The organism is Dactylosporangium sp. NPDC051541 (genome assembly GCF_044454505.1).
Classification (GTDB): Bacteria; Actinomycetota; Actinomycetes; order Mycobacteriales; family Micromonosporaceae; genus Dactylosporangium.
Genome location: NZ_JBITDU010000007.1, coordinates 198058 through 210193 on the forward strand (window position 1 = coordinate 198058; position 12136 = coordinate 210193).

Below are 12136 nucleotides of genomic sequence, written 5' to 3' on the forward strand. Positions count from 1 at the left end.
GGCCCGGCCCGTGGGAGGTGCTGGCATTACCTGGTAGGAAGGGCGACGGGCGGGGCTTGACCTGGAGTGCGCTCCAGGTGCCAGAGTCGGTGTCATGACGGAGCTGGTGCTCGGGGCGATGATGTTCGGGACGACGATCGACGAGGAGACGTCGTTCGCGTTGCTGGACCGGTTTGTCGAACGGGGCGGGGAGTGGATCGACACCGCCGACTGTTACGCGTTCTGGGCGAGTGCGGACGGGCGGGGCGGGGACAGTGAGCGGGTGCTCGGGCGGTGGCTCGCGGCGCGGCCCGGCGTCCGGGAGCGGGTCAAGCTCGCCACGAAGCTGGGGGCGGAGCCGATCGAGCCCGGGTCGTGGCCGGATCGGCGGGAGGGGCTGTCGGCCGGGGCCGTGCGGTCCGCGTTCGCCGGGAGCCTGCGGCGGCTCGGGACGGATCGGGTCGAGATGGTGTGGCTGCATCAGGAGGATCGGTCGGTACCCATCGAGGAGACCGTCGACGCGGTGAGCGGGCTGGCGGCCGCGCGGGTCGGGGTGTCGAACTTCCCGGCCTGGCTCGTCGAGCGGGGGCGGGCGCACGCGCGGGCCGGCGGGGGCAAGGAGTTCGACGCGATGCAGCTCAACGCCACCTACCTGCGGCCGCGGCCGGGCACGCTGCCGCCCGGCGTCGCGCACCGGTTCGGGGTGCTCAGCGACGAGCAGGCCGACTACGCCTCCGCGCACGGGCTGGAGCTGTGGGCGTACACACCCTTGCTCTCCGGCGCTTATGACAATCCGAGCAAGGACATTCCGCCGGTGTACGCGCACCAGGGCAACGACGAGCGGCTGGCCGTCCTCGAAGCCGTGGCCGCCGAGACGGGCGCGACGCGCGGGCAGGTGGTCCTCGCGTGGCTGGTGAGCCGCGGCATCCGGCCGATGCTGGGCGGGAGCAAGGTCCACCAGCTCGACGCCGCCCTCGACGGGGCCGCGCTGAAGCTCGGCGCGGACCAGCTCGAACGCCTCGACGCCGCCGACGGCCACGAGTGGGCCAGCCCCTACGCCCAGCCGTGACGGCGTTCAGCCGATGCTGTCGCGCAGGAGCGCCCGGCCGCCGGCGCTCGGCGAGGCGTCGACGCCGACCACGATCAGGTCTCGTTCGCCCATTGCGGCCACCTCCGCGGGCGAGTGGTGCGGCTCAGGCGGTCCAGCCGCCGTCGGCGGTGATGACGGCACCGTTGACGGCGTGTGCCTCGGGGCTGCCCAGCCAGCAGATCAGGGCCGCGATCTCGTTCGGTTCGGCGGTGCGCACGGCGCGGGTGAACGAGCGTGACAGCCGGTCGAACGCCCACTGGGAGCCGACCGTGGCGGTCCGGCCGATACCGGTGTGCACGCCGCCGGGGCAGACCGCGTTGGTGCGTATGCCGTCGGGGCCGTACAGGAAGGCCAGTGAGCGGGTCAGGCCGATGAGGCCGTGCTTGGCCGCGGTGTAGGCACTGCCGGCGACGGAGCCGGTCAGGCCGCCGATGGACGCCACGTTGACGATGGCCCCCGCGCCGTTGGTCCGCATCGCCGGGATGACCGCGCGGCACAGGCGCATCGGGCCGGTCAGGTTGACGGCGAGGACCTTGTCCCAGGTCTCGTCGTCGAGGTCGGTGACGGGCAGGAAGTGGTCCATGATGCCGGCGACGTTGGCCAGCAGGTCGATGTCGCCGCCGGGCAGCGCGTCGACCACCTGCCGCACGTCGTCCGGATCGGCGATGTCGGCGGTGAGCAGCGCCGCGGTGTAGCCGGCGTGTGCGAGGACCTTGCCGGTCGCCTCGAGGCCGGCAGCGTCGATGTCGCAGCCGATGACGCGGGCGCCCTCGTGGGCCAGCTGCAGTACGGTCGCCTGCCCGATGCCGGAGCCGGCCCCGGTCACCAGCGCGACGCGGCCGGAGTATCGCTGAGTCATGTCGATCCCTCCTTATCAGGGCATCACCAGCGTCGTCCGGCGCCGCCGGGCCGGGCAGAGGCGACGGTCCCGCGGGGGTGCGACGGACGGCTCTGGTGTGCCCCCCGGGCCGCGGCGGAGTCTTCGAGGTGCATAGTGAGAAGGGAGAGGCTCATGACCTCGAAGCTGCGCGACCTCGGACTCGGCACCCGTTCCTCGCGGGTCTCGCGCCGCGCGACGTCGAGCGGCTGGCCCGGTGGGCGCACCGCGCGCCGTTCCGGGCGGGCACCCGGATCTTCGAGGAGCACGGCCGGGCCGAGCGGTTCTGGCTGATCCGCGAGGGCCGGGTCGACCTCGACACCCGTACACCGGGTCCGATCGTCGTCGAGACACTCGGACCCGGCGCGGTGCTCGGGTGGTCGTGGCTGTTCTCGCCGTACCGCTGGCATTTCGGCGCGGTCGCGGTCGACCCGGTGCTGGCGATCGAACTGGACGGGCCGGGCGTGCGGAGCCTGTGCGCCGCCGAACCGGCCCTGGGCCTGGAGCTGACCCGGCGCTTCATGGCCGTGGTGGTGGAGCGGCTGCAGTCGACCCGCATGGTGCTCACGGTCGCCGTCCGCCCGGACGGCGTGACGCGATCCGGAGGTGTGACGTGAGCTCCCGCGACGCCCCCGCCGATCCGGCGTGGCGGCCGCTGTACCGGGCCGGGGCCGCCGCCGCCGGTCTGGCGGTCCTGCTGTACGCCGCGGCCCTGGTCATCGTCGCCGTCACGAGCCCGCCACCCACGTCGGGCGGCGAGCTCGTGCTGGCGTTCGTGCACGCCCACCGGACCGTCTACATCGTGCGGCAGCTGCTCTGGCTGGTTCCGAGTCTGCTGCTGATGGTGGTCTTCCTCGCGCTGGCCGTGGCCGTGCGCCACCGCGGCCGCGGTTTCGCGGCCATCGCCGGCCTCGTCGCGGTCACGTCGTGGGCGGTGTCGTTCGCCTGGCCGACCACCGGCGACGGGGCGCTGGCCATGGTCGTCCTGAGCGACAAGTTCGCCGCCGCGAGCACCTCGCCGCAGCGTGCGCCGTTCGTCGCCGGTGCGGAGCTCCTGATTGCCCTCAACGACGTGCCGGCCGTGATCGGCCTGCTGCAGACGCTCGGCCTGCTCATGATCTCGCTGTTGATGCGCCGGGGGCCGTTCGCGGCCGGCCTCGCCCGGCTGGGGATCGCCACCGGCACCGTCGGAGTGCTGTCGGAGCTCCTCCGACCGGTGCTCGGCTGGGCCTACGCCGGATATGGCGTGCTGCTGTTCATCTGGCTGGGCTGGGTCGCGGCGGCCCTGTGGCGGCGGGCGGCGCACGAGCCGTGACGTGATGCGCTCAGGCCGGCGCCCGGGTGTGCGCGACAACGACGGGACAGCCGGCTCGGTGCATGAGGTGCTGGCCGGTCGAGCCGAGCACCAGCCCGGTCACGGTGCCCCGCCCCCGGCTGCCGATGACGACCAGCTGCGCGCCGCGCGAGCGGTTCATCAGGATCGGGGCCGCGCTGCCGACACCCAGTGCGGCCGTCACGCGGACATCCGGATACTTGTCCCGCCAGCCGTGCAGCGACGCCTCCAGCGCGGTCCGCTCGGCGACCTCCAGGCCGTCGGCCCCGAGTACTGAGCGGGCCGGTGGGACGTAGGCGCGGATGGCCACGAGCGGGGCGTTGCGGGCGGCCGCGGCGGCGAATGCGAACTCCAGCGCCGCGTCGGCGGCCGGGGAGCCGTCGGTGCCGACCACCACCGGCCCTGTGCCGCCCGTCGGCCCGCGTACGACGGCCACCGGCACATAGCTGTGCGCGGCGACGGTTCGGCTGACGGAGCCGAGCAGCAGCCCGGCGAGGCCACCCGCGCCGCGGTTGCCCACGGCGATCAGCCGCGTGTCCGGCGTGCCGGTGAGGATGAGGGCCGGGCCGGCCGCGTCGTGCACCGCGGCCGCGGTCACATCGAGGCCGGGGTGGCGGTCCCGGACGCCGGCGGCGGCCTGGGCGACCAGCCGGTCCGCGCGGCGCCCGGTCTCCGCGACCGCGTGCGCGGTGGGCTGCTCGAAGTACCCAGCCGGCCAGCCGACCTGATACGCGTGCACGACGTGCAGCCGGCAGCCGGCGCGTTCGGCCTCGGCCGCCGCCCACTCGAGCGCGCACCCGGCCTCCGGCGATCCGTCGAACCCGGCCACGATCCGCTGCCGATCCGGTTGATGCTCCATGGCGTCCTCCCTGGTGTCCCTCCCACCGTGCGCGGGCCGGTGGAGCGGGGCCAGAGACGTCCGGCCCCGCCGCCCAGGCCGAAGGACATCGACGCCTGTCGGTCAGCGGGCGAACCAGGCCAGGTGCAGGCCCTTGCCGATCTCGATGGTCTCGCCCCGCAGCGACGGCTCGGCGGCGAGGAGAGCCAGAAACCCGGCCACCTCCCCGGGGTGCGACAGCACGTTGTCGATGGCGATCAGGCCGCCCGGCCGCAGGACCCGCCGCGGATGCGGCCACCAGCCCGGGTACTGCGTGCGCTCCGCGTCGAGGAACAGCAGGTCCACGCTCGCGTCCGCCCGTCCGGCCAGGTACGCGCCGCCGTCGGCCTCGACCAGGCTGACGTTGGCGAACGGGGCCAGGTTGCGCTCGGCGTCCGGCTGGATCTCGACGTCGACGCTGGTGAGGTGGCCCCCGGTCAGGGTGAGGGCGTCGGCCAGCCAGATGGCCGAGTAGCCGTTGGACGTGCCGATCTCGACCGCGTCCCGCGCGCCGATGATCTGGGTCAGCGACCACAGCAGCCGGGCGCTGGCCGGCTCGAGGTTGCGGCGGGTCAGGAGGCGATCGGTCTGGGTGGCGTCGAACGCGACACCGTCGGCGTGCAGTGCGTCGAGGCGTTGCCGGAGGGCGGAGTCCATACCGGAAGCATCCCGCACTTCGCCGCCGGTCAGCGCAGCCGGAAGCATCCCGCACTTCGCCGCCGGTCAGCGCAGGGCGACGACGCCGGGCTCGTTCAGGTGCTGCAGGGCCTGGGCCGCGCCCGGGTCCACCGCGGGCACGACGAGGCCGTCCCGGTCCAGGTGCGGCAGCTGCCGCACCCGGTACCGCAGCGCGCCGGTCGCCATCACGAAGAAGAAGACGACGTAGAACCCGAGCATCAGCCAGCCGAGGCGCTCCGCCAGCGCCGATCCGGCGAGGATCCGCGCGGCGAAGTACGCGATGGTGACGACCCCGAACACCGGCATCAGCACCCGGAAGCCGAACCGCCGGAACCGCACGAAGTGCCGCATCCGGTCCGCGGCCCGCCGGTCGAGGGGCAGGTCGACCGGCCCGTCCAGGCCGCGCACGGGCACCGCGACGCGAACCGGGTCGGGACTGCCGTCGCTCAGCGCGACGGCCGGCCACCGCACGCCGGCGACGTGGTCGGCATTGATGACGAGCGCAACGGTCCGGTTCATCGACAGCCTCCTCGAGCACCGACGCGCAATGTACCGCACCGCGACCACACCCGGTGGGTGAGCACGGACTGGCGCGTTCAGGCGTCCGGGGCACGGGGGAGCAGGACGGCCAGGAACAGGCCGATGACGGCGATGACCACGAGAACACCGAGTGACGCGGCGTACGGGTGGCGGCCCGGGCTGGCGGCCGACACGATCACGGAGCCGGCCAGTGCCGTGCCCAAGGACGAGCCGAGGTTGGATACGGCCCGGGACAGGCCGGAGATGTCGCCCTGATCGCGGTCGGGAAACGCGGACTGCACCAGGTTGACCGACGAGGTCAGCATGGTGCCCAGACCCAGGCCGGCGAGCAGGAGGCCCGGGGCGCTACGCCAGATCCCGGAGCCGGTGGCGGCGAGGACCAGCAGCAGGACCAGCCCGGCAACCGTTGCGGTGAACCCGGCGACGGTCAGGGTGCGCTGGGTGTGATGGCGGGCGAAGCGCTCGGCCGCGGCCGAGGAAACCAGGATGCCCACGGTGGCCGGGGTCAGCACGAGCCCGGTCACGATGGCACTGTACCCGCGAGCGCTCTGCAGATAGACCGCGGTGACGAAGAACGTACCCTGCATGACGAGCCACTGCGCCGCTTGCGTGCTCAGCCCCAGGTTAGCGGTGCGCACGGCGAACAGCCGCAGGTGCAGCAAGGGTTCGCGACCGCGGCGTTCGGTGCGCCGCAGGTGCAGCACGAACCCGGCGAGGGTCAGCCCGCCCGCGGTGAGCGCGAGCCACACCGGCGACCGGCCGAGCCGCCAGCCGTATCGCGTCGACAGCAGCACCCCCAGCACCACGAGCAGCAGGCCGGCTCCGCAGAGCACGGCGCCGGTCAGGTCGAAGCGCGGCACGTGGCCGAGGCGGGCCGGTGCGGGCACGCGGCGGACGAGGACGGCGATCCCGGCGATGACGACGACCTGCAGCAGGAACGAGGCCCGCCAGCTGGCCAGGCTGGTGATGAGCCCGCCGAGGAGCGGTCCGGCGGCCGCGCCGAGTGCACCGGCGCCGCTGACGATGCCGAAGTACTTCGCCCGGGTGGCCATATCCGGCGACAGCACGGTGATCAGGATGTAGATCGGCGGGATCATCAGCGCCGAGCCGGCCCCCTCCAGCAGCGCGTTGCCGAGGATCATGACGCCGAGGCCGGGGGCGACGGCGGCCAGGAGGGCGCCGATGCCGTACAGCAGCAGCCCGGCGACCAGGCAGCGTTTGCGGCCCCACACGTCAGTGAGCTTGCTGCCTGGGATCATCAGGGCGGCCATGGTGAGCGTGAACAGCGTGATGCTGGCCTGCACCCCGAAGACGGTCGTGTCCAGGTCCCGAGCCATCGGCGTGATGGCGACGTTCATCGCGGTACCGGCGTAGCTGCAGATGAACTGGGCCAGGGCCAGCGGCAGGATGTGGGCCCGCGCGGCGTCCGCAGCTTGGCGGGTCGGCATCTGCCGATCCTCCCCGCGGCGGCGGCTCCGGCGGATCACGCCTGGCGGGTGAGTCCGGGCCCGCGTCGCCGCCCAACGGTGGAAGCCGACGAAACGTTGCCGGCGAGAAGAGGTGCACGATGGCGACCGCCCACTGGTACCGGCCCTCGGTGTTCACCGAGGACTTCGCGCAGGTCCTCGCGCTCGGCGCGGCCACGGTGCTGTTCGGGCTGGCGGTGCTGGTCTGGCCCGATCAGACGCTGCGGCTGCTGGGTGTCGCGACCGGTGTCTGGCTCCTCGTGCTCGGCGTCATGCGGGCGGCGACGGCGCTGCGGTCGGACCACAGCTCCAGCCGCCGGATGCAGGCCGGGGTGATGGCGGTGATCCTGCTCGCGGCCGGCGTCACCTGCCTGCGCAACGCGGACGGCGGGGTGATCGTCCTGGCCGCCCTGCTGGGCCTGGCCTGGCTGCTGAGCGGGTTCGGGCTGCTGCTGATCGCCATGCCCGCGCACGGGCCGGCCCGGGCCTGGTTGAGCGTGCTCGGCGTCGCGTCCGTGCTCATCGGGCTCGCGTTCCTGCTCTGGCCCGGGCCGTCGCTGACCACGCTGGTCCTGGTCAGCGGCGTCGGCGCCGTGGTGGTCGGCATCGGCGAGGTGGTGTTCGCCCTGCGCCTGCGGGCGGAGCGGCCGGACCTCGCCGTCCGGTCCTGAGCTGCACGGCGTCGGAACGCCAGGTGGCATTCGGCCAGGTACAGCCGGAATCGGGGCCACGGACGGCTGATCGTTGTGCACCATTCGCGAATCCGGCGATCGGTTTCCGACTCCGAGTTGACGAAAGGCGATGACCAGGGAGACTCCAGTGGGTGACCGGCAGCAACACCATCGACGTGTACGACTGGAGGTGGCTGGACGGCGACGACCCCGAGGACGATCGCCGCGAGCCACCCCCGTTACGCGTGCTGCTGCTTTCCGCGTCGTCGCTGTTCGGTGACGGCCTGCGGGCGCTCATCCGGGGCGAGCCGGACATCGAGCTCGTCGGCGTCGTCGGCAGCCGCCGGGCGGCCGTGGAGACCGTCCGGCGCCAGCGCGTCGACGTCCTGCTGATCGACGTCTGGCCGGGCGCGGTCGACGGGGCCGCGCTGAGCCGGGAGGCCCTGCGGCGGGCCGGCCGCGGGCGGGAGCCCGGCGTGGTCGTGCTCGCCGACGCCCTCGACCCGGACGCGCTGGACCGGTCGATCGAGGCCGGCATCTCCGGCTACCTGCTCAAGGACGAGCATTCCTCGAGTCTCATCGCGGCCGTGCGCGCGGTCGCGGCCGGGCACGCGTGGCTGTCGCCGGCCGTCACGCGGCGGCTCCTCGACCGCTACCGGGCCGGGCTCACGGCGCCCCGCCGAAAACCCGGACCGGCCGCCGACCTGCTCAGCGAGCGGGAGGTGGGGGTGCTGCGCCAGGTCGCGGCCGGGCGTTCCAACGCCGAGATCGCCCGGGAGCTCATGCTGGCCGAGTCGACCGTCAAGACCCACATCTCCCGGATCCTGGCGAAGCTGAAGCTGCGCGACCGGGTGCAGTTGACGGCGTTCGCGTATCAAAACGAACTCATGTAGCGCGTATCAAAACGAACTCATGTAGTCAGAAACGACCTCGCGTAGTCCCTGCGACGGAACGATGCCGGCCCGCTCGGTCGCGCGACGGAACCACGATTCGATCAGTTGCCCGATGACAACCGGTGACGGCGGCGCCTACCTTCAGCGATGTCAATCACTGCAATTTGCAAAATGCAAATTGCAGCGGGGGTACCGCCGGAAGGACCGCAATGTTCGTCGAACCGACCATGCCCAGGACCGTCAACGCCTGGCCCCGCACCTATTCGCCGGAGAACGTGCTCGCCCTCCTGCGGGCCCGCCTCCGGGGCGCCACCGTCAGCCTGAACAACGTCAAACTCAAGGAGTCCACGGTCGAGCACCACGCGCTCGTCATGGAGTACGGCCTGATCTGGTGCAGCACCATCGGGCAGTACTCGATCGTCGGGCGCTTCGCCTCCCTCTTCAACACCGACGTCGGCCCGTTCTGCGGCATCGCCGAGAAGGTCACCATCGGCGCCAGCCCGCACTGGCCGCAGTTGCCGACCAGCCACGTCTTCCCGGTCAACCACGAGTTCGGGTTCTGTGACGGGCCCTGGCCGCAGGTCGGCCGGACCGCGGTCGGCGCCGACGCGTGGATCGGCGCGTCCGCGACCGTCCGGGCCGGCGTGACGATCGGGCCAGGCGCGGTCGTCGGCGCGGGCGCCGTCGTCACCCGCGACATCGCCCCCTACGAGGTCGTCGTCGGCGTGCCCGCCCGCCGGGTCCGGATGCGCTTCCCGGAGCCGATGGTCGAGCAGCTGCTCGAACTGCGCTGGTGGGACTGGCCGCCGCTGGTCATCAAGCACAACCTGGCCCTGTTCCGCGCCCCGCTCACCCCTTCCGGCCTGGATCGCATGCGCGCTGTTGCGGAGGGCATCCGCGCTGCCGAAGCGTCGGCCGTCGCCGCGCTGGCCCGGTGATGAGCATGGCCATCGCCATCAAAGCCGAAGGGCTGCGGAAGGTGTACTGCGGGAAGCCCGCCCTGGACGGCCTGGAGCTGCACGCCGAGGCCGGTACGGTGCTCGCGCTGCTCGGGCCCAACGGCGCCGGGAAGACCACGACCGTGCGGATCCTCACGACCCTGAGCCGGCCGGACGCGGGCCGGGCCGAGGTCGGCGGCTACGACGTCGCCCGGGAGCCCCGTCGCATCCGCGGGATCATCGGCGTCACCGGCCAGCACTCCGCCGTCGACGGCCGGCTCACCGGCCGCGAGAACCTGGTCCTCATCGGCCGGCTGCACCGGCTCGGCCGGGCCGAGGCGGCCGCCCGCGCCGACGAACTGCTGCACCGTCTCGGCCTCGCCGCCGTCGCCGACCGGCTGGCGCACACGTATTCCGGCGGCACCTGCCGGCGGATCGACCTCGCCGCCGGGCTGATCAACCGGGCCCCGGTGCTGTTCCTGGACGAGCCGACGACCGGCCTCGACCCGCGCAGCCGCCTCGAACTGTGGACGCTCGTCGAGGACCTCGTCCGGGACGGCACGACGGTGCTGCTGACGACGCAGTACCTCGAGGAGGCGGACCGGCTCGCACACGTCGTCGCCGTCGTCGACCACGGCCGCGTCGTCGCCGAGGGCACCGCCGCCGAGCTCAAGCGGCGGGCCGGGGCCGAGCAGCTCTCGGTCCGGCTCCAGCACGGCGCCGACGTGCCCGTCGCGGCCGCCGCCCTGCGGCGCATCGGTCTCGTCGCGGCCGACCCGGCGGCGGGCGAGGTGTGCTTGTCTACAGAGGACGGTGCCCGGATGCTGACCGAGGTGGTCCGCCGCCTGGACGACGTCGACGTCACGGTTGTCGGGGTCGAGGTGCGGCGCCCGTCGCTGGACGACGTGTTCCTGTCGCTCACCCGGGCCGGCGACCGGACCGCGCCGGGCGTGGCCGCATGATCGGGGCGCTGTCCGACACCGGGGTCCTGGCCGGGCGCAGCCTGCGGCACTGGATGCGCCAGCCGCAGCTGATGCTCCTGTCGACGGTACAGCCGGTCATGCTGGTCCTGCTCTTCACGCAGGTCTTCGGCGGGGCCGTCGCCACCCCCGGGACCCGCTACGTCGACTACCTGCTGCCGGGCGTGCTGGTGCAGACCGTGGCCTGGGACAGCACCCAGACCGCGGTCGGCATCGCCGCCGACCTGGGCACCCGCACGGTCGAACGGTTCCGTTCGCTGCCCATGTCCCCGGTCGCCGCACTGGCCGGCCGAACCCTGGCCGACCTGTGCCGCAACGCGTTCGTGTGCCTGCTCATGACCGCCACCGCCACGCTCATCGGCTTCCGGGTGCACGGCAGCGCCGTGGCCGCCGCGTCCGCGTTCGCGTTGGTGTGCGCGTTCGGGTACACGATGAGCTGGCTCTTCGCTTTGATCGGTCTGCTCGTGCGGGGCGCGGAAGCGGCGCTGGCGGCCAGCTTCGTGTGGGTCTTCCCGCTGATGTTCGCCTCCAACGCCCTGGTGCCGCTCGACACGATGCCCGGCTGGCTGCGCGGATTCGCCGCCAACCAGCCGTTCTCGCAGGTAGTAGGCGCCGCCCGCGCCCTCCTGGCGGGCGACCCGGCGGCCCGCTGGCTGATCCCGGCCCTCCTGTGGACGACCGGCGCCCTGCTCCTGTCGGTTCCCTTGGCCGTCCGCCGCTACTACAAAGCCACGTGATCAGGCGGTTTCGCGTTGCGTCAAGGTCAGGCGCAGGGTCACCTGGCGGGCGCTGCGGGCGGGGTCCTGGCGGCGCTCGGCCAGGATCTCGGCCGCGACCTGGCCCGACTCCTCGAACGGCAGCCGCACCGTGGTCAGCCCGAGCTGCTCGGCCAGGTCGAGGTCGTCGAAGCCGATCACCGCGACCTCCTCCGGCACCGCCCGCCCCGAGCGGTGGGCGGCGCTGAGCACCCCGCCGGCGAGGACGTCGTCGTGGGTGAAGTACGCGGTCGGCGCGTCCGGCCCGGCCAGCAGCTCGAGAGCGACCTGCCGGGCCTCGTCCATCCGGTGCGGCACGACCCGCTTCACGATGCCGGCCGCGGGAATGCCGGCCGCCCGCAGTGCACCCGCGAAGCCTTCGAACCGCTGCTCCGACGGCGACCGGTACTGCCGCGACGCCTGCTCCTCGCCGATGAACGCGAACCGCCGATGCCCCCGCCCGAGCAGGAACCGGGCCACCATCGCGCCCCCGCCGGCGTCGTCGACGCGCACGGTGCTGAACTCCTCGGCGGCCTCGTCGGCCACGTCGATCAGCACCACGTTGAACCGCTGCCGGTGCAACCGCTCGGCGATCTCCGCGGTCAGCGGCACCCCCATGATGATCAACCCGTCGAGGCGTTCGCTGAGCGGCAGGCTGGCCAGCAGCGGCGACTCGCTCCCGGCGACCGAGGCGTGGTCGTGCACGACGACCTCGGTGCTGAGCTTGGCGTAGGCCCGCAGCACGCCGTTGAGCCGCCGCGCGAACGACGGGTATGACGTGAAGGGTGCGAGGACCCCGACCCGATCGTGTGACCGCCGGGCCCGGCTGACCGCCTCGGCCCGGGGCTGAAACCCGAGCCGCTCGGCCGCCTCCAGGACCTGCCGCAGCGTCTCCGGCCGCACCCGCGCCGGGTTGTTCATGGCGAGCGACACCGTGGAGATGCTCACCCCGACGGCCGCGGCGACGTCGTAGATCGTCGCCCGCTCGGCATCCGGCATGCGACAGCATCCCTTCCCCGCAGACATCCGGCTTCGATCGTAGCGGTTCGGCAGAGATCG

14 protein-coding genes are annotated in these 12136 nt (G+C 73.1%); 8 read left to right on the forward strand and 6 right to left on the reverse strand.

Annotated elements, in window-relative coordinates; all coding sequences use genetic code 11:
• Positions 1-94 precede the first annotated feature (94 nt).
• Positions 95-1048, forward strand: coding sequence for an aldo/keto reductase (locus ACIA8L_RS30070; protein WP_395909922.1), 954 nt, complete (start codon positions 95-97; stop codon positions 1046-1048).
• A 124-nt stretch (positions 1049-1172) separates the two neighbouring features.
• Here the strand turns inward: ACIA8L_RS30070 and ACIA8L_RS30075 are convergent, their stop codons facing one another.
• Positions 1173-1928, reverse strand: coding sequence for an SDR family oxidoreductase (locus tag ACIA8L_RS30075; protein WP_395909924.1), 756 nt, complete (start codon positions 1926-1928; stop codon positions 1173-1175).
• A 128-nt stretch (positions 1929-2056) separates the two neighbouring features.
• Between ACIA8L_RS30075 and ACIA8L_RS30080 the strand changes: the two genes are divergently transcribed.
• Positions 2057-2563 carry a cyclic nucleotide-binding domain-containing protein gene (locus tag ACIA8L_RS30080; protein WP_395909925.1) on the forward strand — a complete coding sequence of 169 codons (507 nt, stop codon included), beginning with the start codon at positions 2057-2059 and terminating at the stop codon, positions 2561-2563.
• Positions 2560-3261, forward strand: coding sequence for a hypothetical protein (locus tag ACIA8L_RS30085; RefSeq protein WP_395909927.1), 702 nt, complete (start codon positions 2560-2562; stop codon positions 3259-3261). Before ACIA8L_RS30080 ends, ACIA8L_RS30085 begins: the two co-directional genes overlap by 4 nt.
• Positions 3262-3271: 10 nt before the next feature.
• Here the strand turns inward: ACIA8L_RS30085 and ACIA8L_RS30090 are convergent, their stop codons facing one another.
• The 4 genes from ACIA8L_RS30090 to ACIA8L_RS30105 all read right to left on the reverse strand — a co-directional run bounded on the left by ACIA8L_RS30090 (position 3272) and on the right by ACIA8L_RS30105 (position 6822).
• A complete protein-coding gene (locus ACIA8L_RS30090) occupies positions 3272-4138 on the reverse strand; it encodes a universal stress protein (protein ID WP_395909929.1) in 867 nt (288 codons plus the stop codon).
• A 102-nt stretch (positions 4139-4240) separates the two neighbouring features.
• Positions 4241-4813: an O-methyltransferase gene (locus ACIA8L_RS30095; protein ID WP_395909931.1), complete on the reverse strand. Its 573-nt coding sequence runs from the start codon at positions 4811-4813 to the stop codon at positions 4241-4243.
• A gap of 66 nt (positions 4814-4879) precedes the next feature.
• A complete protein-coding gene (locus ACIA8L_RS30100; RefSeq protein ID WP_395909933.1) occupies positions 4880-5353 on the reverse strand; it encodes a hypothetical protein in 474 nt (157 codons plus the stop codon).
• A gap of 77 nt (positions 5354-5430) precedes the next feature.
• Entirely contained in the window at positions 5431-6822 is a 1392-nt protein-coding gene (locus ACIA8L_RS30105) for an MFS transporter (protein WP_395909935.1), read from the reverse strand.
• Between the two features lie 119 nt (positions 6823-6941).
• Between ACIA8L_RS30105 and ACIA8L_RS30110 the strand changes: the two genes are divergently transcribed.
• The 5 genes from ACIA8L_RS30110 (at position 6942) to ACIA8L_RS30130 (ending at position 11059) form a co-directional block, all read left to right on the forward strand.
• Complete coding sequence (locus ACIA8L_RS30110; RefSeq protein WP_395909936.1) at positions 6942-7511, forward strand: HdeD family acid-resistance protein; 570 nt, start codon at positions 6942-6944, stop codon at positions 7509-7511.
• A 152-nt stretch (positions 7512-7663) separates the two neighbouring features.
• Positions 7664-8404: a LuxR C-terminal-related transcriptional regulator gene (locus ACIA8L_RS30115; RefSeq protein WP_395909938.1), complete on the forward strand. Its 741-nt coding sequence runs from the start codon at positions 7664-7666 to the stop codon at positions 8402-8404.
• A 209-nt stretch (positions 8405-8613) separates the two neighbouring features.
• Positions 8614-9342 carry a DapH/DapD/GlmU-related protein gene (locus ACIA8L_RS30120; protein ID WP_395909939.1) on the forward strand — a complete coding sequence of 243 codons (729 nt, stop codon included), beginning with the start codon at positions 8614-8616 and terminating at the stop codon, positions 9340-9342.
• A gap of 5 nt (positions 9343-9347) precedes the next feature.
• The gene (locus ACIA8L_RS30125; protein ID WP_395909940.1) at positions 9348-10304 is read left to right on the forward strand and encodes an ATP-binding cassette domain-containing protein; all 957 of its coding nucleotides are present in this window, start codon (positions 9348-9350) and stop codon (positions 10302-10304) included.
• Positions 10301-11059, forward strand: a complete 759-nt coding sequence (locus ACIA8L_RS30130; RefSeq protein WP_395909941.1) for an ABC transporter permease — start codon at positions 10301-10303, stop codon at positions 11057-11059. Before ACIA8L_RS30125 ends, ACIA8L_RS30130 begins: the two co-directional genes overlap by 4 nt.
• On the opposite strand, the gene ACIA8L_RS30135 is transcribed toward ACIA8L_RS30130, so the two are convergent.
• The gene (locus ACIA8L_RS30135; RefSeq protein ID WP_395909943.1) at positions 11060-12076 is read right to left on the reverse strand and encodes a LacI family DNA-binding transcriptional regulator; all 1017 of its coding nucleotides are present in this window, start codon (positions 12074-12076) and stop codon (positions 11060-11062) included.
• Between the last annotated feature and the right edge of the window lie 60 nt (positions 12077-12136).

What these genes read in the sequence shown, in the direction of transcription:
- ACIA8L_RS30070 (WP_395909922.1), top strand. Translation starts at nt 95, where the DNA reads ATGACGGAGCTGGTGCTCGGGGCGATGATGTTCGGGACGACGATCGAC.
- ACIA8L_RS30075 (WP_395909924.1), bottom strand. Translation starts at nt 1,928, where the DNA reads ATGACTCAGCGATACTCCGGCCGCGTCGCGCTGGTGACCGGGGCCGGC.
- ACIA8L_RS30090 (WP_395909929.1), bottom strand. Translation starts at nt 4,138, where the DNA reads ATGGAGCATCAACCGGATCGGCAGCGGATCGTGGCCGGGTTCGACGGA.
- ACIA8L_RS30095 (WP_395909931.1), bottom strand. Translation starts at nt 4,813, where the DNA reads ATGGACTCCGCCCTCCGGCAACGCCTCGACGCACTGCACGCCGACGGT.
- ACIA8L_RS30100 (WP_395909933.1), bottom strand. Translation starts at nt 5,353, where the DNA reads ATGAACCGGACCGTTGCGCTCGTCATCAATGCCGACCACGTCGCCGGC.
- ACIA8L_RS30105 (WP_395909935.1), bottom strand. Translation starts at nt 6,822, where the DNA reads ATGCCGACCCGCCAAGCTGCGGACGCCGCGCGGGCCCACATCCTGCCG.
- ACIA8L_RS30110 (WP_395909936.1), top strand. Translation starts at nt 6,942, where the DNA reads ATGGCGACCGCCCACTGGTACCGGCCCTCGGTGTTCACCGAGGACTTC.
- ACIA8L_RS30120 (WP_395909939.1), top strand. Translation starts at nt 8,614, where the DNA reads ATGTTCGTCGAACCGACCATGCCCAGGACCGTCAACGCCTGGCCCCGC.
- ACIA8L_RS30125 (WP_395909940.1), top strand. Translation starts at nt 9,348, where the DNA reads ATGGCCATCGCCATCAAAGCCGAAGGGCTGCGGAAGGTGTACTGCGGG.
- ACIA8L_RS30130 (WP_395909941.1), top strand. Translation starts at nt 10,301, where the DNA reads ATGATCGGGGCGCTGTCCGACACCGGGGTCCTGGCCGGGCGCAGCCTG.
- ACIA8L_RS30135 (WP_395909943.1), bottom strand. Translation starts at nt 12,076, where the DNA reads ATGCCGGATGCCGAGCGGGCGACGATCTACGACGTCGCCGCGGCCGTC.